This is a genomic window from Frankia torreyi, assembly GCF_000948395.1.
Lineage (GTDB): Bacteria > Actinomycetota > Actinomycetes > Frankiales > Frankiaceae > Frankia > Frankia torreyi.
The window spans coordinates 142,514-166,150 of record NZ_JYFN01000009.1; the positions used below are offsets into that span (position 1 = coordinate 142,514).

A 23,637-nucleotide genomic window follows, 5' to 3' on the forward strand; every position below is an offset into this window, starting at 1 on the left:
ACAACAGACACCGTGAACGACGGCATCCTGGTCCTGGTGGTCATGACCGCGCTGGCCTTCGACTTCACAAACGGGTTCCATGACACCGCCAACGCGATGGCAACCTCGATCGCAACACGGGCACTGCCCCCGAAGACCGCCGTCACCCTGTCCGGGGTGCTGAATCTCGTCGGCGCCTTCCTGTCGCTCAGCGTGGCCGCGACGATCGCGAGTGGCCTGGTCAACACCCATCTCGTGACGCTGACGGTGGTATTCGCCGGCCTGGTGGGCGGCATTACCTGGAATTTGCTGACCTGGTTCTTCGGAATTCCCTCCAGTTCATCTCACGCGCTCATCGGGGGGGTCATCGGGGCGACCATGGCCGCCGCCGGCACGAACGGCGTCAAATGGCACGGCGTCGTGTCGAAGGTAATCATTCCGGCCGCCCTCTCCCCGCTGATCGCCGCCCTCATCGCGACCGTGGGCACTTACCTGATCTACCGGCTCAGCCGCGGTGTCCCGGACCGGACGCGCAGCCACGGATTCCGGATCGGCCAGATCGGTTCGGCGTCGCTCGTCTCGCTCGCGCACGGCACGAACGACGCGCAGAAGACGATGGGCGTCATCACCCTGGCTCTCATCGCCAACGGCACGGTGGACGCCGGGTCCGAGGCCCCGTTCTGGGTGATCACGAGCTGCGCGATCGCGATCAGTCTGGGTACCTACCTCGGTGGCTGGCGGGTGATCCGGACCCTCGGCAAGGGGTTGGTCGAGATCGACTCCCCGCAGGGCATGGCCGCGGAGTCGTCCTCGGCCGCGACGATCCTGCTCTCCAGCCACTTCGGGTACTCGCTGTCGACGACGCACGTGGCGACGGGCTCGATTCTCGGCACCGGCCTGGGCCGCAAGGGCGCCGAGGTGCGCTGGAGCGTCGCCGGCCGGATGGCGACCGCCTGGCTGCTGACCCTGCCGGCCGCCGGGCTCGTCGGCGCCGGGTGCTACGGGATCGCCCAGGGCATCGGCGGCACCCCCGGCGTGGTGATCGTCTTCGTGCTGCTGGTGATCGGGTCCGCTCTGCTGTACCTGCGAGCCCGCCGCAGGCCGGTCAGCCACCACAACGTCAACGACGAGTGGGACGGCGCCACGGCCCCCGCGAACGCCAAGGAGCCGGCCGCGGCCTGAGGCGTGCGTACGGCGCCCCGGACGGGACGGCTGCTCGGCCGTCGGACGGATCCTGGGTGACGACCGATGGACGTGACGAAGGGAGAGGCGGGCATGGATTCCTGGATCGACCTGGACGCCCTGTGGAAGATCGTCGTCATCGGCCTGCTCGCCGGGGCCGGGCTGCCCGCGCTGTTCGCGGTCGGGCTGCGCGCGGTGAGCCTGCCGGGTCGCGCCGGCGACGCGCCCGCCGCCGGCGAGGCCGACGACGACCGCATCATCGGGACGAACCCGCTGGGCATCGCCGCCGGAGCGCTGTGCTTCGCCCTGGTGCTGGCCGCGATCGGCTGGGGTATCTACTCCGTCGTCGCAGGAACGTGAGGGAGCCGCCAGGAACGTGAGGGAGCCGCCAGGAACGTGAGGGAGCCGCCAGGAACGTGAGGGAGCCGCCAGGAACGTGAGGGAGATCGACGCGATGGAGAAGGAAAGGTGAGCGGCGTGGCGTTGCCTCCGCTGCTGGCATCGGTCATCCAGTGGCTGCGGGCCGGGTATCCCGACGGTGTCCCGGAGCGGGACTATCTGCCGTTGTTCGCGCTGCTGCGACGCAAGCTGACCGGGGACGAGGTGGCCGCGGTCGTCGACGCGCTGGCCGCAAGTGGTGACTCCGCGTCGGCCCTGGCGATCCGCACGGCGATCGCCGACGTCACCCACGACACCCCGCTGGAGGGCGACATCGCCCGGGTCAGCGCCCGGCTGGCGGCCGGCGGATGGCCGCTGGCCTCCCCGTCCTGCCCGCAGCCCGCCACCGAGACCTGACGATCGGCGGCCCCACCCAGGCGGCCCGGGGCCACCACGGGCGGGCGGGGCGCACCGCGTCAGCTTCCGCGATAGGTCGAGTAGCCGAACGGCGCCAGCAGAAGCGGGACGTGGTGGTGATCCGCCGGGTCCGCGACGTGGAACACGATGCTCACCTCGGGGAAGAACGCCGAGCGGCCGCTGGTGTCGAAGACGAGCCGCCAGACTCCGGGCGCGGTCAGCGGCAGGCCGCCGATCCGCCCGTCGGCATCGGTGACCGCCTCGGTGACCACGGTCCAGCCGGTACCGGTCTGGGCGCTATTCGAGCGAGATGCGCCCCGTTCGAGCCGAACCGGCATCCCCGCGGCGGGCCGCCCCTGCGCCGTGTCCAGGACGTGTGTGGACAGCCCCATCGCGCCTCCCGTGCAGTCCCCTGGCCCGTTGCGACCAGCCCCCGTCCCGATCGTCCCCCGCCCCGGCCCTGATCGGCGTCCCTCGTCGCTACCAGCGGACTACGCGCCGGTGATCAGGTGCCGGATCCGCAGGGCGGTGATCTCCGCCTGCTGGCCGGCGGCGATGCGCAGCTCCTCATCGGGCTCGTGGGCCATCCGTTCCTGGAGCAGGGCGAGCATCTCCTCGGCGCCGCGTCCCGCCGCCCGGACCAGGAAGATGTAGCCGAAGCGCTCCTCGTAGGCGGCGTTACCGGTGGCGAACGCCGCCTTGATCTCCTCGGAGGCCTCGTCCATCGCCGCCTGCTCCCGCCGGGGGGCGTCCAGGGACACCACTGACGCGCGCGCCGTCGTCGGCGGCGCGGGGATGCCGGTCGGGCGCTCTCCGATCCGGGGATGCGCGGTGAACGCCTCGAACCACGCCGACTCCGGCAACCGCCACCATTCCTGCTCGGCGGCGGGCAGCAGGGCGGCGAGGACGCCGAACGGACGGCGGGCCACCACCGCCTCGGCCCAGTCCTCGGACTCGCAGCAGGCCAGCAGCTCCTCGCGGGCGGCGTCCGGGGAGAGTGCGTCGAACCAGCGCATGGCCAGCGCCTCGCGCCCAGTGGCCGTCGGCACGCCGGTCAGCCGCAGCCGGGCCAGGCCGCCGTCGGGGATCGCGTCGACGCGGACGTGCGTGGCCTGAATGGGCACCTCCAGATCGAACAGGTGCCGGGTGTTGGGCTGTACCCGCGTGCGCGGCAGCAGTGGAACCCACTCGGTGATGGCGCTGATGTCATCGGGGTCGAGCAGGTCCGGGAGGTCCGCCGCCCACAGCTCGACGGCCCGGGGGGCGTTGCCGCGGAAGTGGCGGGTGTCGACCTCGGCCCGCACGATCAGGCCCTGTGTCGTCAGGCGAACCGCCGCCCAGTCGTGCCCGGTGCCGCGGCGCCGCCGGGTCTCCCAGCCCTCCCCCATCGCCCGGGCGTCGCCGGAGGCGTTGAGATTGTGCCGGTCGCCGTAGTGCATGTCGCTGGCGGCCACCACGACCCCGCCCAGGTAGGCGGCGGCAAGGTCGGAGGTGACCCGGTCGAGCAGGCGCGGATCTGGCACGACCGTGCCATGCACGCGCAGCCGGGCGACTCCCCCGTCCGGATGGATGGTCAGCCGAAGATGGGTGATGCGGAGCCGGCCTGCCTCCGCCACGGGCAGCACGTTGACCGCGTCGGCGGCGATCGGCGTGTGCGGGACCAGCTCCACCCAGTCGACGGCGTCGTCGGCGACCTCCGCGGCGGACGGGTAGCCGGCGACCGTCGCCCCGTGGATCTCGACGGCCTCCGGCGCGTTGCCGGTGAAGTGGGTGGTGTCGACGGTGATCGCGTGGGCGATCCCGGGCGCACCGAGACGGACGATGGCCCAGTCGGCCCCCGGCAGGTCGCGGCGGCGGCGGGTCTCCCAGCCATCGGTCCACTGGCCCCGTTCGGTGAACACGCCAGGGCGCACGATGGGCGGCTCGGGCAGCAACATCCGCTCCGCGAACGCGAAGAACTCGTCGTTGACGGCCACGACCGTGCCGCCGGAACGGGCTGCCGCCAGGTCGACGAGGTTGGTCAGGTCGGGCTCGTCACTCATCGGATCCTTCTCTCGGGTCGAGCGGTGTCACCTGCGGCGACCGGCCGCTGCGCGGCTGGTCGGGCGGCCGCCGGGTCGCCACCGGCGTCGGTGGCGGCGAACCCTGCGGGCAGGCTGGGTCAGCACGTTTGCGGGAGGCAAAGGGTACGTCCCGTCGACGCCTGCGGCTGGTCCGAGTCGGCGTCGCACGGCCGGACGTGGGGGCCCATCCGCGCCAGCCGGCGACGCGGCCCACGGCGGCGGGAGGGGTCCCGGCCCGATCGGCGGAGGTGGCCACCTCACCGTGCCAGCAGGCGTCCCCGCGGCGGGCGGTCACCGTCCGCACGCACCCCCCGCAGATAGGTTGCCCGGACGACTCCGTCGAGGCTGCGTCCAGCGTAGGGGGTGAGCGGGTGGCGATGCCGCAGCATGGACGGCTCAACCAGGAACGACGCCTCCGGGTCGAAGACGACGAGGTCGGCGTCCGCACCGATGGCGAGCCGACCCTTGCCGCGCAGCCCGGCGAGGTCCGCGGGGCCCGCGCACATCCAACCGACCACGTCGGCGAGGGTGTGCCCGCGGGCGCGGGCCTGGGTCCACACCGCGGGTAGCCCGATCTGCACGGACGCGATACCGCCCCAGGCGGCCGCGAAGTCGCCGCTGTCGATGTGCTTGACCTCCGGAGTCGACGGCGAGTGGTCGCTGACGATCCCGGTAAGCANCCCCGCCGGCATCGCGTCCCACAACCGGTCCAGGTTCGTCCTGCCACGGATGGGCGGGGCGCACTTGAACACCGTGGCCCCTTCGGGGACCTCCTCCGCGGTGAACGTCAGGTAGTGCGGGCAGGTCTCGGCGGTCAGCGGCAGCCCCTCCTCACGGGCGGCGAAAATCTCGTCGAGCGCCTCGACGGCGGACAGGTGCAGCACGTGCAGCCGCGCACCCGTCGCGGCGGACAGCGCCGCAAGCCCCGCCACCGCCTGCGTCTCCGCCGCCGCGGGCCGGGAGGCCAGCCAGCTCGCGAAGGCCCGCCCGGCCACCGGCGGTGCTGCCGCGAGGACGGCGGGCGACTCTGCGTGCACGACGGTGAGGGCGCCCATCCGGGCGGTGTGCCGGGCGGCGGCGGCCAGCACCTCCATCGAGACGTGCGGGAACTCCTCGACCCCCGACGGAGCCAGGAACGCCTTGAAACCGAAGACACCGGCGTCGTGCAGGGCGGCCAGATCGGCGAGATTACGGGTGTCGGCGCCGATGATGCCGCCCCAGAACCCGACGTCGACGGCGATCTGACCTTCGGCCACCGCCCGCTTGGTCGCGAGCGCCGCGAGGGAGGTCGTCGGCGGAATCGCGTTCAACGGCATGTCGATGATCGTGGTGACGCCGCCCGCCGCCGCGGCGCGGGTCGCGGTCGCGAAACCCTCCCACTCCGTCCGACCCGGCTCGTTGACGTGCACGTGGCTGTCGACCACACCGGGTAGCAACGCCAGGTCGCCGAGGTCGGTGACCAGGGCGTCCGCCGGCACCTCGGTGGGCTCGGTGATCGCGGTGATCCGACCGTCGGCGAGGTGCACCGCCGCCGGCCGCTCGCCGTCGGGCAGGGCCACCCGACGGGACCGCAGCACCTGCGGCCGCTCCGGCAGGCGTGCCGGCGTGTCCGGGAGGTACGCACTCATGCCGTCGAAGCACCTCCAGCCGGGTCGACGCCGGCGCGGGTCGGGACGTCGACGCCAGCCGGAACGTCGGAGCCGGTCGGGAGGTCGGAGCCGGTCGGGAGGTCGGGGCGGGTCGGGAGGTCGACGAGGTCCTGCGGGCGCACCGGGACCCGCCGCAGGTCCCGCCCGACCGCCGCCCGGATGGCGGCGACGATCGCGGGGGTGGCGGTGCAGGTCGGCGCCTCGCCGACGCCCTTGACCCCGTAGGGCGCGTCGGGCTGCGGCTCGGTGACGGCGACGAAGTCCAGGTCGGGGACGTCCGCGATGGTCGGCAGCAGGTAGTCATGGAAGGTCGGGTTGACCACCACCCCGTCGACGGTGATCAGCTCCTCCATCAGCGCGAGACCCAGCCCCTGGGCGGTGCCCCCCTCGACCTGTCCGCGCAGGGACAGGGGGTTGAGCACGGTGCCGCAGTCCTGGGCCAGCGCCATCGACACCACCCGGACCAGGCCGAGATCGATGTCCACGTCGACGACCGCGCGGTGGGCCGCGCCGGCGAACGCCACGTGCGGATCGCCCTGACCCTCGGCGTCCAGCGCGGTCGTCCGCCGGTGGTGGAACGTGTAGTCGGCCTCGATCGGACCTTCGGCCAGGGCGTCGGCGATGCCGATGCGCAGCCCGGCCTCCACGCCGACGATGTGTCCGGCGGCGATCCGCAGGGTGCGCCGGGGGGCCTCGACGACCTCGGCCGGCAGGTCGGCGGCCCGCGCGACCCGGGCAAGCAGCCGGTCGGCGACCGCGACGCAGGCACCGCGCACGGCGCCGCCGCTCATCCAGGTCTGGCGGGAGGCGCTGGTGGAGCCGGCGCTGCCGACCGCGGTGTCCGCGGGGGCGAGGACGACCTGTTCGACCCCGAGCTCGGTGCGGGCGATCTGGCCGGCGATGGTGACGAAACCCTGGCCGACCTCGGCGCAGGCGCTGTGCACACGGACGCGCGGCGTGCCGTCGTCGGTCAGGTCCAGCCGGACGCGGGCGGCCGAGGAGTCGTCCATGCCCTCCGAGAAGAGGAGGTTCTTGTAGGCAAGGGCGTAGCCGACGCCGCGGCGCACCCGGCCCGGCTCCGCCGCGGCGGGCAGCCCGCCGGGCAGGGCGAGGCCGGTGACGTCCGCGGTTGGCGGCGGGGGCAGCGGGCGGGCGGCGACGAGCTGGATGAGCTCACGCGCCGGCAGCGGGGCGCCGAGTACCTGCCCCGTCGGCAGGACATCCCCCGGTCGGACGGCGTTGCGGATCCGCAGCTCGACGGGGTCCATGCCGAGCGCGTCCGCCAACCGGTCCATCTGGGCCTCGTGGCCGATGGTCACCTGCGGCACGCCGAAACCCCGCATGGCCCCGCAGGGCGGGTTGTTGGTCCGCACGGCCACCCCGCGCAGCCGCGTGTGGGGAACCCGGTAGGGGCCGGCGGCGTGGGTGACCGCGTTCGCGAGCACCGCGGGGGAGGACGACGCGTAGGCACCGCCGTCCAGGACGACGTTGGCCTGGACGCTGACCAGTTCGCCGTCGGCGGTCGCGGTGTGCCGGAACCACATCCGGGCGGGATGGCGGTGCGGATGGCCGAGGAAGGACTCGACGCGGTCGTAGGCGATCCGCACCGGCGCACCCGTCGCCCGGGCCAGCAGCGCGCCGTGGATCTGGAGGGTGACGTCCTCGCGCCCCCCGAACGCACCCCCCACGCCCGCCAGGGTGAGGCGGACGAGGTTCTCCGGGATGCCCAGGCAGGCGGCGAGCTGCTCGCGGTCCGAGTGCAGCCACTGGGTCGCGACGAGCAGGTCCACTCCACCGTCGGCCGCCGGGCTGACCAGGGCCGCCTCCGGTGCCAGGAACGCCTGGTCCTGCATGCCGACCACGTAACGGTCCTCGACGACGACGGGACCGTCGACCCCGGGCTCGCCGTGCCGGATGTCGATCTCGCGAAACAGGTTGCCGGCGGGGTGCAGGGATTCCGCATCCGCGGCCAGCACCCGCTCCGGGTCGGTCGAGGGAGGCAGCGGCTCGTAGTCCACCTCGATCGCGGCGAGCGCGCGGCGGGCGGTCGCGACGTCGACCGCGGCCACGGCGGCGACCGGCTCCCCGGCGTAGCGCACCTCCGCGGCGGCGAAGACCGGCTGGTCGGCGACGATCAGCCCGTAGGTGGCCACGCCCGGCACGTCGGCGGCCGTGACCACGGCGGCCACCCCGGGCAGGCGGCGGGCCGCCGCGGCGTCGATTCGCCCGAGGCGGGCCCGTGGATGCGGCGAGCGCAGCGTGCGCGCGTGCAGCATCCCCGGCACCCGCAGGTCCCCGGCGTACCGGAAGACTCCGCTCGCCTTGTCTGGTCCATCCGGGCGACGCACCGACCGCCCGATCCCACCGCTCACGGCCTCACCACCCATCCGGACCCCCGTCCGAGTGACGCTGGGTCTCCCCGTGACGCTGGGTCTCCCCAGATGAGTGAGCATCCCCCGAACGGAGGGCGCCGCGCTCAGCCTGGACCGCCCGCACGGCGGCGAGGATGCGGCCATAGCCGGTGCACCGGCAGATGTTGCCGGCCAGCGCCTCGCGGATCTCCTCCTCGTCGGCGTCCGGATGGCGGGTGAGCAGATCCGTCACCGCGACCACGAAGCCCGGGGTGCAGAAGCCACACTGCACCGCCCCCTCGGCGAGGAACATCGCCCGGACCGCCCGGGCCAGCCCCGCACCGCCCAACCCGGCGACGGTGACCACCCGGGTGCCGTCGGCGTCCGCGGCGAGCACCGTGCAGGACGCCGCGAGCCGGCCGTCCAGCAGCACCGAGCAGGCCCCGCACCGGCCCTGCTCGCATGCGTCCTTCACCGCCGTCACCCCAAGGGTGTCCCGCAACACGGTGAGCAGCGAATCCCCGATCGAGGCGCCGTTCACCGTGCGCAGGAAGCCGTCGACGTTCAGCCGGTAGCTCTCGCCGCCGTCCGCCCCGGCCGCCCCGCCGGCCCTGTCCGCACCCTCCGCCCCGGCGTCGAGGCCGTCCGCGGGCACCGCGGTCACGGCTGCCCGCCGGCGGCAAAGTCCCCGACAGGGCCGCTGGCCGGGGGCGCGGTCACGTGGAGGCAGCGGGCGAACGCCCGGCCGGCGAGCACCCCCGCCGCGTGCCAGCGGTACTCCGCGGAGCCCCGCGGGCCCGCGGGCAGCGCGGGAGTGATCCGGGTGGCCGCCTCGACGACCAGGTCGCCGAAGCGTCGGGCCGCCGCTGAGGACACCGTCCCGGTCGACCAGTCGACCTCGTCGCGGGCGTACCGCTCGGCCGCCTCCATCCGGGCCGGCAGCAGGCCCACTCCCCCGACCGCACACGTCAGCCGGTGGCGCACCCGGTCCACCAGGACCGCGCACGAGACGACCGCGGGGTACGCGGCCTGCCGCTCACCGATCTTGAGGTAGACCTGCGGACCGCCCGGGCGGGCCAGCCGCACCGCCGTGACGAGTGCGTCCGGGGCCAGCCCCTCGGCAAGGAAGCGTGGCAACGGCAGCCGGTCCGATCCTCGGGGCGAGGTGGTGAGCACCTCGGCGTCGGCGGCGGTCAGGAAGGTCAGCAGGTCGCCGGCGGGTCGCGCCGACCCCAGCGCACCGCCGACCGTGCCGGTGTTGCGGATCTGGACGGAGCCGACCACCCGGGCGGCCCGGGCCAGGCCGGGCGAGAGCGACCAGCCCGCCAGGTCCGTGTAGGTCACTCCCGCGCCGATGGTCAGGCTGTCCGCCCCGGCACCGCGGACCCGCAGTTCGAGCACCCGGCGCAGCGCGACGACCACCTCCGCGGCACGCTCCCCGGACCGCAGCGCGGGAACCAGATCGGTGCCACCGCCCAGCAGCGCCACCGCGGCACCGGAGTCGTGCGCGGCGGCGAGCATCTCCACCGCCTCACCGACCGTGCGGGGCCGGAACATCGCGGACGTCGTCCCGCCGGCCGTCACAGGGACCACGCCCACCGGGACCGCTGCTGGCGGGAGCACGGCCGCCAGGACCGTGTGCGCCGGGCCATGAACCGCACCCGCCCGATCGGACCCGCGGCGGAACATCCGGGTGGGTTCGACCGGCGGGACCGGCCGACGAGCCGAGGGGCAGCGGGGCAGGCGGACGAACGGTGCATGGCAACCGACCCTAGAGGCGGAAAGTTACGATGATGTTCGACCACGCAGACACTCCGTGAGGCCGCCCGATCGGGCCGAGGCCGTTGCACCCCGCACCACCGGGGCAGTCGCCGCATCCGACCGACCCGAACCATTACCAACCGCCCAGTAGACCGTCACCAATTGTTACATGCGCGACGTCAAGTCGAAAGACAGCGCCGTTTCACTCCGGAAATGGGACCTTTGTCCCCTCTGTGTCCAGAACGCGCGGTTCTCCGTCATTCCTGGCGTGTCATAGCGGGACCGATGAGTACCGCGACGGCATGGCCCGCCGGGACCATGCACCACACGGAGTCGCCCCGTTCCGGCGCCGGGATCACGTCGCCACCGGAATGCGGGTGCGCGCGCCGGGGCGAGCAGTTCCATCCGGATGAGGGTCCGACCGGGAGGATGGCCCCCTGGGGAGGATGGTCCGCCCGGGGGACGGGCCCGGCCAGATCGCGGGGTCCGAACACCGCACCGGGCCGGCGAGCCAATCGCCGCCGGCGGCACGCGACCGAGCGAGGTGGGCATGTCACGTCGTCTGACGAACACCAACGCCGCATTGCGCCACGGTTGGCATCCGGTGGCACGGTCCGGTGAGGTCGCCGACGAACCGGTGGCGGTGCGGCTGCTGGGCGAGCCGTGGGTCCTCGCCCGTCTGGATGATGGCCTGGCGGCGTTCGCCGATCGGTGCCCGCACCGGCTTGCACCGCTGTCGGCCGGCCGGGTGGATGCGCACGAGCTCGTCTGCGGCTATCACGGCTGGCGTTTCGTCGTCTCCGGCGAGTGCACCGCGGTTCCCGCCCTGGGCCCCGGGGTGCCCGCCCCCAGACGGGCCAGGGCCGCCCCACCGTGGGGCGTGGTGGAGCGGCACGGCCTGATCTGGATCGCGCCGGAGGAACCGTTCGCCGACCTGATCGAGGTCCCCGAGGCGGACGAGGCGGGTTTCGACTCGGTCTGGCTCGAGCCGTCGCGGTCCTCCGCCTGCGCCGGCCTGCTCGCCGACAACTTCCTGGACACGGCGCACTTCCCGTTCGTGCACGCCGGCACGATCGGCGCCGGCGAGGACACCGTGGTCGCGCCCTACCGGGTGACGCAGGACGACGACGGATTCGTCGTGCAGATGGAACAGCGGGTCGCCAACCCGGAGGACCCCAAGGTCGCCACCGGCGAGCATCCGCTCGTGCAGCGCCGCTGGTCGACCTACGTGTACCGGCCGCCGTTCATGCTGCGCCTGCGCCTGGACTACCCGGATGCCGGGATGATCAACACGATCCAGTTCTGCCTTCAGCCGGAGGACGAGGGATCCACCCGGATCTACACCAGGCTGCTGCGCGACGACCTGGGCGGGGACGCCGCGCGGATGGCCGAGGCCGCCCGCTTCGAGCAGGCGGTGCTCGACGAGGACCTCGCGCTGCAGGAACGGTTCGACCTCGACGGCCTGCCCCTGATCGGCGACCCGCCGCGGGGCGACCCGCTGAGAGGCGATGATGCCGACCCCGCCGAGGAGGTGAGCATCCGGGCCGACGCCGCGGGAGTCGCGCTGCGCCGCGTGCTGGCATCCCTCGTCGACCGGGCGACCCGGCTGCCGACGAGCGGCTCCGGGCAACCGTCCGACGGCCGGGACCGGCCGCGCACCACCGCCCGCCGCACCGAGTTCCGGCGAACGACGATCCGATAGGCGGGTAGGTCCAGCGTTCGGGGGNGTCCCGACCGCGGTGGGAACAGCGGATATCCGACACTCAGCGGGAGCGACATCGCAGGTCGACGACCTGCACCGCGACCTACGATGGGGATCGGATTCGGCCGGGAGGCGCAGAACTCATGACGGTGCGGGGTTGGGGGCGGCCGGTCGACGAGGCGAGGTGGACGGACCTCGACCCTCGCGAGTTCGAGCGGTTCCGTCGGCTGGTGGGCGCCGCGGGGTCGCGCGCCGACACCGGTCTCGCCGGGCTGCCGGACCGTGAGCTGGCCGCCGCCCTCGGTGTAGCCCGTCCGGACGGTGCGTCAGAGCCGAACGCGGAGTCGGGGGCAGGCGGCACGGGGCAGGGCGGCACGGGGCAGGGCGGCACGAGGCAGGGCGGCACGGGGCAGGGCCGGTCGGAGCCGGTCCTGCTGCCCGAGGCTCTGTTGTTGTTCGGCCGGCCGGAGGCGATCCGCTGGTTCCTGCCCTGGCACGAGGCGGCGATGCAGGTCATGCGGGCCGACACGGCCGTGGTGAACGACTTCTTCCACTGGCCGCTGTTCCGGCTCGCCGAGGAGCTGCTCGCCCGCTTCCGCGCCCGCAACACCGAACAGGTGATCCGATTCGAGCTCCTCCGGGTGCACGTTCCCGCCTTTTCGGAGGAGGCGTTCCGGGAGCTGGTTACCAACGCGCTGACCCATCGGGACTATGACGTTCCCGGCGCCGTCCACGTGCGGTGGGCCGACGACCGCATCGAGATCACGAATCCCGTGGCGCCGGCCGCCGGACCGCCGCCGGGGACCGCGCTCGCGGGGCCACCCCGCCCGCGCAACCCCCTGCTCGCCGACGCCTTCCGGCGGGCCGGGATCGCCCAGCGCACCGGGCACGGGATCGGCCGGGCCGTCGCCGACCAGCTCCGCCACGGTCTGGCAGCTCCCCGCTTCGGGCATCCGACCGAGCGGACGATCGTCGCCACCCTGCCCGCCACCCCTGCGGACCTGGCCTTCGCCCGGTACGTCGCGGCCCGCGAGCGGCTCGGCCGGCCGCTGGGTCGGGCCGACCTCCAGCTCGTCACCGCGCTGCGCCAGACCCACCGGCTGCGCACCGCGCAGGCGGCCGCCCTGCTGGGCGTGGACCGGTCGCAGGCACGCGCCCGGCTCATCAGCCTGCTCCACGCCGGCCTGGTCCAGGTGGGCGGTGACGGCGCGGGCCGTACCTGGCACCTGACCGACCAGGTGCACCGCGACCTGCGCGAGTGCGCCGCGCACGTGCGAGCCCAGACCGGCATCGACCATCCGGCAACACCCGCAACACCCGCGCCGCCCGCATCGCCCGCATCGCCCGGATGGGCCATCCCCGGTGGGGGGCCCGCCCTGCCCCACCGGCCGCGGGCGGCCGACGGGGGCTGACGCGCCCCACCCGTCCGGCGGCCGATCCAGGGGGAGGATCGATCGGGATCGGTGCCGGTAACCAGGCGACCAAGGGGCAGGGCCGTCAGGGACGGGTGTAGAGCAGCCGGCCGAGGGTCGCCAGGGTCCGCAGCGGAAACGGCAGCCGGCAGCCGAGATCGGCCGCGGCGGTGTCGACGGCGGCCAGCTCGCCGAGCACCGCCTCCCACGGGGCGTCGCTCATCAGGCCCAGCAACGGCAGCGGGCAGGCCGCCCGCACCCAGCCCTGGTCCACGACGACGAACCCGCCACCCATGCCCTCGACCGCCCGGGCGGCGGTCAGCATGTCGTCGTCGCGGGCGCCGACCACGACCACGTGGCCGGGCGCGTGCATCGTCGACACCCCGAGCGCGCCGCGGTTGAGCCCGCAGCCGCGGATCAGCCCGACGTCGATGGGGCCGCCGCCGCCGTCCCGCTCGAAGACCGCGACCTTGTGCAGGTCGCGGGTGGGATCGGCGACCGCGTACCCGTCGTGCACCGTCGGCTGCACCCGCACCGTGCGCACGCCGTGCCGGCGGGCCGTCGCCGGCTCGGGACCCGCACCGCCCAGGGGACTGCGTCCCGGACCGCCCGCGACCGGGTGGGCGGCCGGCTCGCGGGGCACGTCGATGCTCACCGCCGCGACGCTGACGTCCTGCCTGCCCGCCCGGCTCAGGCCGGGGCCGAGGAAGGATCCGGCATGCAGGTTCGCCGGCAGCCGGATCCGGCCGACGGCCCAGGCCGGCGCCACATCGTGGTTGTCGAACAGCGGGCGCCCGTGTTCGGCGGCGATCCGGCCGCCCGCCACCACCACGTCGGGGGGGGCGGTGCCGGCGAGCGTGGTCACCACCTGCAGGTCGGCCAGCCGGGCGGGGGCGATGGAGCCCAACGCCGAGTCCAGGCCGTGCGACCGGGCCGGGAGCAGGGTGGCGTGCCGGATGGCGTCGATCGGGCCCATGCCCTGGCCGACGGCGAGCCGCACGTCATGGTCGAGATGGCCGTGGGTGGCGAGTTCGGTGACCGTCCTGGTCCTGGTCGGGCCGGGGTAGTCCAACGCCCAGCGCAGTCCGGCGGGGTCCGCCACCGGACCCGCGCCCAGCGCGGACAGGCCGCTCACCCCGGCCCCCGGCGGCGCCGGGCTCACCTCGACGACCGAGGTGGTGGTCGGTGAGGTGGGCGGGATCACCGTGGGACCGGAGGCCGGTGCGACGGGCGGGACCGGCGCGGCGAGCGCCAGGTCGGCGGCGGGAGCGAGGCCACCGCCCGAACGGAGCAGTACCCGCAGTGGCGTCGCGGAGCCGGTGGCGAGCTCCGAGCCCTGGGCCCCGCCGAGCGCGAGCAGCGCCGCCGGGTCGGTCAGCAGCGTCACCGTCCCGCGCGGGATGAGCAGACGGGCCAGCTCGCCCGCGCTGAGCAGCGTCTCCTCGACCCGCAGCCCGGCGTCGACGTAGGCGGGGACGACGTAACGACCGGCGGCGTCGAGGGAGCGCCGACCGCTGAGCACCCCGGGCCTGGTCACGGCGGCGATGTACCGCCCGACGATGAGGATGTCGCGGTTGACCACCGTGCCGTCGTGCACGACGACGACCAGGCCGCCGCGCACGACCAGGTCGGCCTCCTCCTCGCCGTCGGCGACCCGGCGCAGGCGGGCCAGCTCGGCGGCCGAGGGGGACAACCGGCCCACGCCGGTCACCGGGAGGTGCCCGATCGGACCGGCCGGATCCGGCGGGGGTTCATGCCGGTCCAGGCGTGGGATCACCACGGGCGACTCCGTGCGGGCTGGCGCCCGCGGATATGTGGCCGAACCGGCGGAAACCGTCCGCGTCGGCCGGACCACCCGGCCGGGCGCCGCCATCAGCCGGGGTCCGAGGCTGGTGCATTCGACGTTCAAAGGCAGCCCTTCGTCCGCCGGCCGGCGCCGGCGGCGCATCTACATCCGAAGACGGCAGGCAGGGAAGGCGGCCGCCCGGGAACATCGCGTAATTCGCGCCGATTTTTGTTATATCGCAGGGGAATTGCCAGATACGCCGCGGGAGGGCAGGCCGGGGGGCGACGAGGGGCACGGCGGAGAACCGACCGCCCCAGGATGGCCCGTCCGGACGAGGCGGCGGGTGCGATCGACGACACCATTGCGGGCATCACAATCACCGCTACCTGCCCCGACCCGAGTTCGGCCCGTACCGCGCCAGGACGATCGCCTCGACGAAGCCGACGACGGCGTACAGCGCGATGCTCGCCACGGTGATCACTACCACCGAGGCCCACACCCCGCCGTAGTTGAACGTCTGCTGTGCACGCTGCATGTAGTAGCCGAGCCCTTCGCCGGTCGCCAGCCACTCGGCGAGCAGCGCACCGATGACCGCGCCCGGGACGGCGATCCGCGCGGAGACGAACAGCGCCGGTAGGGCGCTGGGCAGCGCGACCTTGCGCAGCACGGTCGCGGGACCGCCTCCATAGGCGAGGACCAGGTCGGCGGCGGCCGGCGGACCGGACCGCAGCCCGAAGACCAGGTTCACCAGCGACGGAAAGAACACGATGATCCCGGCGATGACCCCGACCGCGGTCAGGCCCCGACCGAAGATCAGGGTGAGCAGCGGAATCATCGCCACGAGCGGCACCGACCGCAGCATCATCGCCACCGGCATCAGCGCCCGTTCCACCGAGCGGAACAGCACGAAGGTCACGGCGACGACGATCGCGGCCACGGTGCCCGCCGCGTACCCGACCCCGGCGTCGCCGAGGGTGTGCCACAGCCCGTCGAGGATCGCCCGGCGGCTCTCGGCGGCCTTGTCGGCCGTGAACAGGTACTTCCACACCGCCTGCGGATCCTTGGCGACCAGCGGGTTGAGATCGAACACGGCGATGAACGCGTACCAGAGACCCACGATCACGGCGGCCGACGCGACGACGGACAGCACGGTGCGCCCGACCCGCAGCAGGATCGCCGCGAGCAGCACGTGCGTGCCGCGACCCGCAGCCGCCACCGGAGGTGCGGAGCCGGCCGTGGCCGGTTCCGCGGCGGTCGCCGCCGGGGAGCCGGCCGTCACTGCCCGCCTCCCGGGTTACCGCGCGGCGCCCATGGGGTGAGCAGCCGGGCCACGAACGCGGTCAGCGCGTAGCCCAGTCCGGCGACCGCGGAGGCGACCACGGCCAGCGCCCACGTCCGCGGGACCTCCAGGGCCTGCTGGGAGTGGACCATGGCCACGCCGAGCCCCCGGTCGGCGCCGAGGAACTCACCGATGATCGCGCCGAGGACGGCCGCCGGCGCGGCGATCTGCAGCCCGGCGAAGGTGCTCGGCAGGGCGGCCCGCAGCCGGATGTACCGCATCTGCTTCCAGGCGCCGCCACCGCTGGCCCGCACCACGTCGAGGCTCGCCGGGTCCGCGGCCCGCAGTCCGAGCAGGGTGCCGACCATCGTCGTGAAGAACACGGAGATGCCGGCCAGGGCGATCTGCGGGGTGCTGCCGTCGAACACGGTGGTCAGGATCGGGCCGATCGCAATGATCGGCAGGCAGTAGGACGCCACGCCGATCTGCAGCAGCACCCGCTCCACCACCGGCACCCCGAAGAACACCACGGCGAGGCCGATGGCCAGGCCGTTGCCGATCAACCACCCCTTCGCCGCGATCTGGACCGTCGACTTCGCCGACGTCCACATGAGCCGGTGGTCATCCCACAGCGCCCGCACGACCTCCCACGGGGTGGGCACCACCCCGCCGTTGTCGAGCACGGTGACCGCGAGCACCCACCACAGCGCGATCAGCCCGACGATCCCGGCCGCGCCGCCGATCCAGGCCGGCCGATCGGCGCCCGGCCCGGCCCCGTCGCGGCGACGGCCCGCGCCCGACCCGCCCGGTCCGCCAGGTCCGCCCGACCCGCCCGGTCCGGGTGATCTTCCCGGTCCCCCGGGCCCGCCCGGACCGCCGCCGGTGGCCCCGAAGGCGGCGTCCTGCAGGGTGGTCATGCGCCGCTCCGGGCGGGGTCGGCTGCCGGTATCCCCACCGTGTCCGCCGCCGTCTCGCCGCCGGCGAACAGCAGCGCCGAGAGCTCGTCGTGCAGCTCGTGGAACCGCGCCGAGCGCAGCATCTCCGGGGTGCGCGGCCGGGGCAGGTCAATGTCGACGAGCGAGGAGATGCGGCCCGGCCGGGCGCTCATCACCGCGACGGTGTCGGAGAGGATCACCGCCTCGGGAATGGAGTGGGTGACGAGCAGGGTCGTCGTGGCCCGTTCGCCCCAGATCCGCAGGAGCTCGAAGTTCAGCCGCTGGCGGGTCATGTCGTCGAGGGCGCCGAACGGTTCGTCAAGCAGCAGGATGCGGGGCTCGACGACGAGGGCGCGCGCGATCGCGACCCGCTGGCGCATCCCGCCGGACAACTGCGCCGGGCGGGCCTTCTCGAAGCCGGTGAGCCCCACCAGCCGAATCAGGTCCGCGATCACCGCCCGGTTCGCCTTCACGCCGGCGACCTCCAGCGGCAGCCGGATGTTGGCCTCGACCGAGCGCCACGGCAGCAGCGCCGAGTCCTGGAAGGCGATGCCGAGGTGGTGGCCACGACGGGCGGTCGCCGGATGCTCTCCGAGCACCAGCACCTCACCGGCGCTGGGCGCGTCGAGATCGGCGAGGATGCGCAGCACCGTCGACTTCCCGCAGCCCGACGGCCCGATGAGCGTCAGGAACGAGCCCTCCGCGGTGGCGAGGTTGACGTCGTCGAGGGCCAGAATCGACGTGCGGCCGAGGCGGAACTCCTTGCGCAGGCCCACCACACTCACGCCGGAACCAGGGGCAGGAGCTGAGGGAGCCGACGGTCCCGAGGTCGGCTCCGGCATGGGCGTGGCGGCTGCACTCATACGAGTTCCGGCTTCTCCTTGTACAGCTCTCGGATGATGGACAGATCGAACAGCTTTTCGGCGGTGATGTCGACGCCGGCGAGCTTGAGGGTGGCGATGTTCTCCTCGACCAGAGTGTCGGTGAGTGTGAACAGCCCGTTCTTCTTCGTCTCCTCGGTGAGGATGAGCTTGTTCTGGTCGGCGCTTTCCAGGCCCTGTTCCTTCTCGTCCAGGCCGAGGTCCTTGCCGTAGACGGTGGCGGCGAGCTTGGCGCCGAGCGAGGCGTCGGAGGTGGCGTCCTTCCAGCCGCGGATCTCGGCGGTCAGCGCCGCCTTCACCTTGTCGCGGTTCTTCGCGATCGACTCGTCGGTGACCATGAAGGTCTCCGAAACCAGCGGATAGTTGTGGTCGGCGAGCAGGAAGGTGGTGACGTCGAAGCCCTTGACCCGCAGCAGGTTCGGCTCGTTCGTCACGAAGGCGAACCAGCCGTCGACCGTTCCGGTGGTCAGCGGCAGCGGGTCGAACTCCACCGGCACCTTCGTGATGGACGACGGGTCGAGCTTGTTCGCCTTCAGGAACGCCGACCAGACAGACTCGTTGGTCGCCTGCACACCGATCTTCTTGCCGACCAGGTCCTGCGGCGTCCTGATGGGGCTCTTGGCCATGGACAGGATGGCGAACGGGTTCTTCTGGTACTGCGCACCGATGATCTTCAGGGGGGCGCCCTGGGCGATCGCGGTCCCGGTGATGTCCGGCGAGGAGATTCCGATGAAGGCCTTACCGGTGGCGACGTCGGTGTCCTGCGGCGTCGCCGACGGGCCGCCCGCGATCAGGTTGACGCCGGAGAAACCGGCCGCCTTGTAGTAGCCGCGCTGGTCGGCGAGGTACTCCCCGGCAAACTCCACATTCTTGATCCACGACAGGCGGACGCCGAGCGTCCCGAACGAGGCTGCGCCGGAACCGCCCGAGCCCGAGTCGCCGCTGTCGTCGCTGCCGCAGGCGGCGAGCAGGCCGCTCCCGCCGACGGTGAGCAGAGTCGCTCCCGCGGTCACTCCCACNCCCCGGCGGANAAANCCCCGCCGATCCAGACCTGTTGTCACCAAACCCCCATCACACTCGTCTCGGGCACACCCCATCGGCCGGTCGATCCGACCTGCCCGAGCGGTCTCCCGGACGCTAGGAAGGAGGCGTATCCGTCTCATCGCACCTGTGTGAATTGCCAGTAACTCCATTCTCGCCGCCGGGCCGGTCAGGCTCCACCACCGCCCCCGGGATTCCCGCCGACCGAAACGTCACCGAAACCTGGATGCCCCGAAAGCGGTTCAACGTTCACCTGCCCGACATCGGGCGGCGGTCGAATGACGAACGGGCGGGAGTGCCGCGGAACCCGTGCACCGACCATCCGGGCGGCCCGCGGCGACGCCGGCATCATTGGCAGCGCCTGCTAGGCTTCGCGTTCGTGCTGCTGAGCCCCCATGAACAGGAACGGCTGCTCATCCACGTGGCGGCCGGACTCGCCCGGGAACGACGCGCCCGCGGGCTGCGGCTGAACCATCCCGAGGCAACCGCCCTGCTCACCTCGTTCCTGCTGGAGGGCGCCCGCGACGGTCGCAGCGTCGCTGACCTGATGACCGCCGGGCGCGGCGTGCTCACCCGGGACGACGTCATGGAGGGGGTGCCGGAGATGCTCGCCGAGGTCCAGGTCGAGGCGACGTTCCCGGACGGCACCAAGCTGGTCACCGTGCACCAGCCGATCGCGTGATCCCCGGTGAGGTCCTGCCGGGCGAGGACCCCGTCGAGATCAACCCGGGGCGGCCCGTCCGGACGGTGCTGGTCCGCAACACCGGCGACCGTCCGGTGCAGGTCGGGTCGCACTACCACTTCGCCGCGGCCAACCCGGCGCTCGACTTCGACCGCGGCGTCGCGTGGGGGCACCGGCTGGCGGTGCCCGCCGGCACCGCGGTCCGCTTCGAGCCCGGGGNGGAACGCGAGGTCGACCTCGTCCCGCTGGCCGGCGCCCGCATCGTGCCCGGCCTGCGTCCGGAGTCGGCCGGCCCGCTCGACGGGCGCGAGGGCCACGACGGCCGGGAGGGCCCGGCTGCGGCGGTCGGCGACCTGCCGGGTTACCTCGGAGAGGGCTCATGAGCCGGCTGGACCGCTCCCGCTACGCCTCGTTGTACGGACCGACGGTCGGCGACCGCATCCGCCTCGCCGACACCGACCTGCTCATAGAGGTGACCGAGGACCGCAGCCGCGGTCCGGCGCTCCGCGGCAGCGGCGACGAGGCGGTCTTCGGCGGCGGCAAGGTCATCCGCGAGTCCATGGGCCAGTCGCGGGCAACTCGCGCCGAGGGCGCCCCCGATCTCGTCATCACCGGTGCCGTCGTGCTCGACCACTGGGGCGTGATCAAGGCGGACGTCGGCATCCGCGACGGGCGGATCGTCGCGCTCGGCAAGGCCGGCAACCCGGACACGATGGACGGCGTTCATCCCGACCTGGTCATCGGGCCCGGCACCGAGATCATCGCCGGGAACGGGAAGATCCTCACCGCGGGCGCGGTCGACTGCCACGTGCACCTGATCTGCCCGCAGCAGGTCCCCGAGGCACTCGGCGCCGGGATCACGACCCTCATCGGCGGCGGCACCGGGCCGGCCGAGGGCACGAAGGCGACCACCGTGACGCCGGGCTCGTGGAACCTCGGCCGGATGCTCTCGGCGATGGATGACTGGCCGGTGAACGTCGTCCTGCTCGGCAAGGGAAACACGGTCAGCGACGCGTCGATGTGGGAACAGCTCCGGGCCGGCGCGGCCGGGTTCAAGCTGCACGAGGACTGGGGCACGACGCCCGCCGCGATCGACGCCTGCCTGCGCGTCGCCGACGCCGCCGGAGTCCAGGTGGCGCTGCACTCGGACACGCTCAACGAGGCCGGCTTCGTCGAGGACACCCTCGCCGCCATCGCCGGGCGGGCCATCCACGCCTACCACACCGAGGGCGCCGGCGGCGGCCACGCCCCGGACATCATCACCGTCGCCGCCGCCGCCAACGTGCTGCCGTCGTCGACGAACCCGACCCGCCCGCACACCGTCAACACCCTCGACGAACACCTGGACATGCTGATGGTCTGCCACCATCTCAACCCCGGTGTGCCCGAGGATCTGGCCTTCGCCGAGAGCCGGATCCGGCCGTCGACGATCGCCGCAGAGGACATCCTGCACGACCTCGGCGCCATCTCGATGATCGGTTCGGACTCGCAGGCGATGGGCCGGATCGGCGAGGTCGTGCTGCGCACCTGGCAGACGGCCCACGTGATGAAGCGTCGTCGCGGGGCCCTGCCGGGGGACGGCCCGGCCGACAACGCGCGGGCCCGGCGGTACGTCGCCAAGTACACGATCTGCCCGGCGGTGGCGCACGGGCTGGACGCGCAGATCGGCTCGGTCGAGCCCGGCAAGCTCGCGGACCTGGTGCTCTACGATCCCGCGTTCTTCGGGGTGCGGCCGTCGCTGGTCCTCAAGGGCGGGTTCATCGCCTGGGCGGCCATGGGCGACGCCAACGCCTCCATCCCGACCCCGCAGCCGGTGCTGCCCCGCCCGATGTGGGGGGCCGCGCGGGGTCCGGCCGCCGCCTCGTCGCTGACCTTCGTCGCGCCCGCGGCGATCTCCGACGGGCTGCCCGAACGGCTGGGCCTGGCCACCCCCGTGGTCCCGGTCGAGGACGTGCGCCGGCGCGGCAAGGCCGATCTGCCGGAGAACACCGCGACGCCGGACATCCGCGTCGACCCGGACACGTTCACGGTCTCGATCGACGGCGACGCCGTCGAGGCCGATCCGGTGCGCGAGCTACCGATGGCCCAGCGGTACTTCCTGTTCTGACGGCGCCGCAGCCGACCGCGTCACCGCGCGGGCCGCGCGGATCACGCGGGCCACGCGGTCGCGGCCCGATCCGCCCGGCCTCGGCCGGGGCGCGCGTCAGCGAGCGGCGTTCTTGATGAACTGGTCGCGATAGGAGGCCGGGTCGCCGCTGTAATAGCCGGCCCGCACGTGCCGGCGGGTCGTGGCGTTCTCCGTCGCGCGGGCCGCCGAGTGCCACAGGTAGGCGTCGTGCAGCAGCAGATCGCCGCGCTCGGCGTAGACGGCGATCTCCCCCGGGATCTTCTCGAATCCGAGCGGCATCTCGTAGGGCGGCTCGGCGTCGGTGTGTCCCCCGCTCGGGCGGGCGTCCGCGGGCACGGCGACGTTGTTGATGTTGCGGTAGGGCGCCGGCGTGGCCCAGCGGTGGGATCCGGGCACCACCCGCAGGAAGCCGTTGGCCGGGCTGGTCGCGTCCACGTGCANGGTGAACGCGCAGCCGGGCCAGACGTCGAGACTCGGCATCGCCTGCCAGTCCGAGTGCCAGCCGATCCGGCTGTAGCCGGACTCGCGGCCGGGCCGGGCGTCCTGGAAGACCACGCCGGCGTTCTCGCTGGGGCTCATCCACACGTCCGCGCCGAGCAGGCGGCGCAGCAGGGCGACCATGAGCGGATGGGTCGCCGCCGCCCGCACGGCCGGGGCGAGCTCCTCGACGTGTTCGACGTAGTTCACGTACGCCTCGGCATCGGCCTCGATCCCGGTATCGGCGCCGGCAGGCTTCGTTCCGTTCGAGGCCCGTCCGGAGGGGCCCGTCACGCCGTCGGCCTGACCCGCCCGACCCAGATCCGCCCGACCCAGATCCGCCCGGCCCAGGCCCGTCCGATTCAGGTAACGGGCGTCCAGGTATTGCGTGGAGCCATAGCGCTCGGACACCGTCCCGGCGAGGACCGCCTGCTGCGCCGCGCCGCACTCCCGCTCGACCCGGTCGAGGAACGCGGTGGAGTGCAGGCCGCGGAGCACGACGAAGCCGTGACGGTGGTAGAAGTCGTCGAGGTCGGCCAGCGCCGGCGCGGCCAGCGGGTCCGGCAGGGTCGTGTCCACGACGAACACTCCGACCTCGGCCACCGCCGGCATGGACGGCGCCCCGCGGGTCACGCCCGCCGGGGCCGGGACGAAAGTCGGGCTGCCCATGGTCGTTCCTCCACCCTCGACGTCGCCGCCGGCCCGGGTGGCCCCCGACCGGACCAGTCGGTTCATCACGCTACGGCGAACGGGTTTCGACGCCGTTGCTGACCAGCAGCAATCCGGCGTCCGGCGANCCTCGCGCCCCGGCCACCCGCCGATGGGGACAGGGCCTTCAGACTGCCGGCCGGCCTCCTGACCTGCTGACCTGCTCGTCTAGTGTCGGGCGCGGGTGCGGGTGCGGTGACCGGTGCTGTGCGACGAGTGGGAGCCCTTGCGCTCGCATTCCCACTCGTGGTCGTCGCCGTCCCAGTCGGCCTGGTAGCCCGCCTGGCAGCGGGGTTTCGGCGGACGGTTGTCGCCACAGGAGGTGAGCACGGGTGCCAGCGCCACCGCCGCCACCAGCAGCCCGGCCAGGCGTACTCGCGATTCGGCCCCTGTCGCGCGTCGTGACATGTCGTCCCTCGTCCCGGTTTCATGATGGTCGTCGCCACCGGAGGCACGTATGGCCCGGCAGGCGGGGCCCGAGCGGCGTACGGCCGGTCAGCCCGAGCGCCGCGGTGCCGCCCGGCCAGGCCGGACGGCGGCCACCGGCCGCGAACTCTTCCACAGGACGACGGATGTTGTGACCGGATTGTCGCCCGAATGACCGAGGGTGCCATCTGGCCGAAGGCGACCAACGAGCAAGAAACCCGCTGGAGGGGGCGCTGTGAGATCAGGTGACGAGACGGACGCCCACCTCGGCGCCGACCAGCCCAGCCACATCGACCGACCCGGCCACACTGTGCAACCTGGCCACACCGTGCAACCTGGCCCCGATGGTGGGGACGGGCATGGTCCGATCGGGCGGTCTGGGCGACGGGCGACCTTGCTG

The 23,637-nt window shown here is 73.4% G+C and carries 21 protein-coding genes and 3 pseudogenes; 9 read left to right on the forward strand and 15 right to left on the reverse strand.

The features are described 5' to 3' along the window. Positions 1-12: 12 nt before the first annotated feature. From FF36_RS08310 to FF36_RS08320, 3 genes are all read left to right on the forward strand, one after another. Complete coding sequence (locus FF36_RS08310) at positions 13-1,161, forward strand: inorganic phosphate transporter (RefSeq protein WP_199865349.1); 1,149 nt, start codon at positions 13-15, stop codon at positions 1,159-1,161. 93 nt (positions 1,162-1,254) lie between these two features. After that, entirely contained in the window at positions 1,255-1,521 is a 267-nt protein-coding gene (locus FF36_RS08315; RefSeq protein WP_044884393.1) for a hypothetical protein, read from the forward strand. A gap of 117 nt (positions 1,522-1,638) precedes the next feature. Further along, positions 1,639-1,956 carry a DUF3349 domain-containing protein gene (locus FF36_RS08320; RefSeq protein WP_044884394.1) on the forward strand — a complete coding sequence of 106 codons (318 nt, stop codon included), beginning with the start codon at positions 1,639-1,641 and terminating at the stop codon, positions 1,954-1,956. A 59-nt stretch (positions 1,957-2,015) separates the two neighbouring features. On the opposite strand, the gene uraH is transcribed toward FF36_RS08320, so the two are convergent. From uraH to FF36_RS08350, 7 genes and pseudogenes are all read right to left on the reverse strand, one after another. Next, positions 2,016-2,348, reverse strand: coding sequence for a hydroxyisourate hydrolase (gene uraH / locus FF36_RS08325; protein WP_044884395.1), 333 nt, complete (start codon positions 2,346-2,348; stop codon positions 2,016-2,018). 99 nt (positions 2,349-2,447) lie between these two features. Continuing rightward, positions 2,448-3,998: an allantoicase gene (locus tag FF36_RS08330; RefSeq protein ID WP_044884396.1), complete on the reverse strand. Its 1,551-nt coding sequence runs from the start codon at positions 3,996-3,998 to the stop codon at positions 2,448-2,450. 278 nt (positions 3,999-4,276) lie between these two features. After that, on the reverse strand, positions 4,277-4,698 hold a 422-nt coding region (locus FF36_RS37430; RefSeq protein WP_242422376.1), incomplete at its 5' end, for an amidohydrolase family protein. Position 4,699: 1 nt separating this feature from the next. Further along, a pseudogene (allB, locus tag FF36_RS08335) lies at positions 4,700-5,647 on the reverse strand (allantoinase AllB); the annotation flags it as partial. Beyond that, the gene (gene pucD / locus FF36_RS08340; RefSeq protein WP_044884398.1) at positions 5,644-8,055 is read right to left on the reverse strand and encodes a xanthine dehydrogenase subunit D; all 2,412 of its coding nucleotides are present in this window, start codon (positions 8,053-8,055) and stop codon (positions 5,644-5,646) included. The pseudogene allB and the gene pucD, both read right to left, overlap by 4 nt. Further along, positions 8,045-8,683 carry a (2Fe-2S)-binding protein gene (locus tag FF36_RS08345; RefSeq protein ID WP_236705638.1) on the reverse strand — a complete coding sequence of 213 codons (639 nt, stop codon included), beginning with the start codon at positions 8,681-8,683 and terminating at the stop codon, positions 8,045-8,047. The genes pucD and FF36_RS08345 overlap by 11 nt, the downstream gene beginning before the upstream one ends. Further along, the gene (locus tag FF36_RS08350) at positions 8,680-9,576 is read right to left on the reverse strand and encodes an FAD binding domain-containing protein (protein WP_044884438.1); all 897 of its coding nucleotides are present in this window, start codon (positions 9,574-9,576) and stop codon (positions 8,680-8,682) included. Before FF36_RS08350 ends, FF36_RS08345 begins: the two co-directional genes overlap by 4 nt. Positions 9,577-10,330: 754 nt before the next feature. Between FF36_RS08350 and FF36_RS08355 the strand changes: the two genes are divergently transcribed. Both FF36_RS08355 and FF36_RS08360 read left to right on the forward strand, forming a co-directional pair. After that, positions 10,331-11,482, forward strand: coding sequence for an aromatic ring-hydroxylating oxygenase subunit alpha (locus FF36_RS08355; RefSeq protein ID WP_044884399.1), 1,152 nt, complete (start codon positions 10,331-10,333; stop codon positions 11,480-11,482). A gap of 143 nt (positions 11,483-11,625) precedes the next feature. Then, complete coding sequence (locus FF36_RS08360; protein WP_044884400.1) at positions 11,626-12,894, forward strand: ATP-binding protein; 1,269 nt, start codon at positions 11,626-11,628, stop codon at positions 12,892-12,894. An 85-nt stretch (positions 12,895-12,979) separates the two neighbouring features. Here FF36_RS08360 and FF36_RS08365 read toward each other — a convergent pair whose 3' ends face one another. The 5 genes from FF36_RS08365 to FF36_RS08385 all read right to left on the reverse strand — a co-directional run. Next, the gene (locus FF36_RS08365; RefSeq protein ID WP_242422377.1) at positions 12,980-14,674 is read right to left on the reverse strand and encodes an adenine deaminase C-terminal domain-containing protein; all 1,695 of its coding nucleotides are present in this window, start codon (positions 14,672-14,674) and stop codon (positions 12,980-12,982) included. 388 nt (positions 14,675-15,062) lie between these two features. Further along, positions 15,063-15,959 (reverse strand): ABC transporter permease, encoded by an 897-nt coding sequence (locus FF36_RS08370; protein ID WP_370657172.1) that lies wholly within the window; start codon positions 15,957-15,959, stop codon positions 15,063-15,065. Next, positions 15,956-16,876, reverse strand: coding sequence for an ABC transporter permease (locus FF36_RS08375; RefSeq protein ID WP_044884402.1), 921 nt, complete (start codon positions 16,874-16,876; stop codon positions 15,956-15,958). The genes FF36_RS08370 and FF36_RS08375 overlap by 4 nt, the downstream gene beginning before the upstream one ends. Then, positions 16,873-17,757, reverse strand: coding sequence for an ABC transporter ATP-binding protein (locus FF36_RS08380; RefSeq protein WP_044884403.1), 885 nt, complete (start codon positions 17,755-17,757; stop codon positions 16,873-16,875). Before FF36_RS08380 ends, FF36_RS08375 begins: the two co-directional genes overlap by 4 nt. Further along, positions 17,754-18,794: ABC transporter substrate-binding protein (locus tag FF36_RS08385; RefSeq protein WP_242422378.1), on the reverse strand; the 1,041-nt coding region annotated here is incomplete at its 5' end. The genes FF36_RS08385 and FF36_RS08380, both read right to left, overlap by 4 nt. A gap of 401 nt (positions 18,795-19,195) precedes the next feature. On the opposite strand from FF36_RS08385, the gene FF36_RS08390 reads away from it, so the two are divergent. The 4 genes and pseudogenes from FF36_RS08390 (at position 19,196) to FF36_RS08400 (ending at position 21,605) form a co-directional block, all read left to right on the forward strand. After that, complete coding sequence (locus FF36_RS08390; protein WP_011602639.1) at positions 19,196-19,498, forward strand: urease subunit gamma; 303 nt, start codon at positions 19,196-19,198, stop codon at positions 19,496-19,498. Next, the coding region (gene ureB, locus FF36_RS37435; protein ID WP_242422379.1) for an urease subunit beta at positions 19,495-19,717 on the forward strand (223 nt) is incomplete at its 3' end. The genes FF36_RS08390 and ureB, both read left to right, overlap by 4 nt. Position 19,718: 1 nt before the next feature. Further along, positions 19,719-19,881 (forward strand): annotated as a pseudogene (locus tag FF36_RS37440) (urease subunit beta); the annotation flags it as partial. Continuing rightward, positions 19,878-21,605 (forward strand): urease subunit alpha, encoded by a 1,728-nt coding sequence (locus tag FF36_RS08400; protein WP_044884406.1) that lies wholly within the window; start codon positions 19,878-19,880, stop codon positions 21,603-21,605. The pseudogene FF36_RS37440 and the gene FF36_RS08400, both read left to right, overlap by 4 nt. Positions 21,606-21,701: 96 nt before the next feature. On the opposite strand, the gene FF36_RS37445 is transcribed toward FF36_RS08400, so the two are convergent. The 3 genes and pseudogenes from FF36_RS37445 to FF36_RS08410 all read right to left on the reverse strand — a co-directional run. Beyond that, the coding region (locus FF36_RS37445; protein ID WP_242422380.1) for a phytanoyl-CoA dioxygenase family protein at positions 21,702-22,066 on the reverse strand (365 nt) is incomplete at its 5' end. 1 nt (position 22,067) lies between these two features. After that, positions 22,068-22,715, reverse strand: a pseudogene (locus tag FF36_RS37450) (phytanoyl-CoA dioxygenase family protein); the annotation flags it as partial. Between the two features lie 264 nt (positions 22,716-22,979). Next, positions 22,980-23,219 carry a hypothetical protein gene (locus tag FF36_RS08410; protein WP_044884407.1) on the reverse strand — a complete coding sequence of 80 codons (240 nt, stop codon included), beginning with the start codon at positions 23,217-23,219 and terminating at the stop codon, positions 22,980-22,982. Positions 23,220-23,637 lie beyond the last annotated feature (418 nt).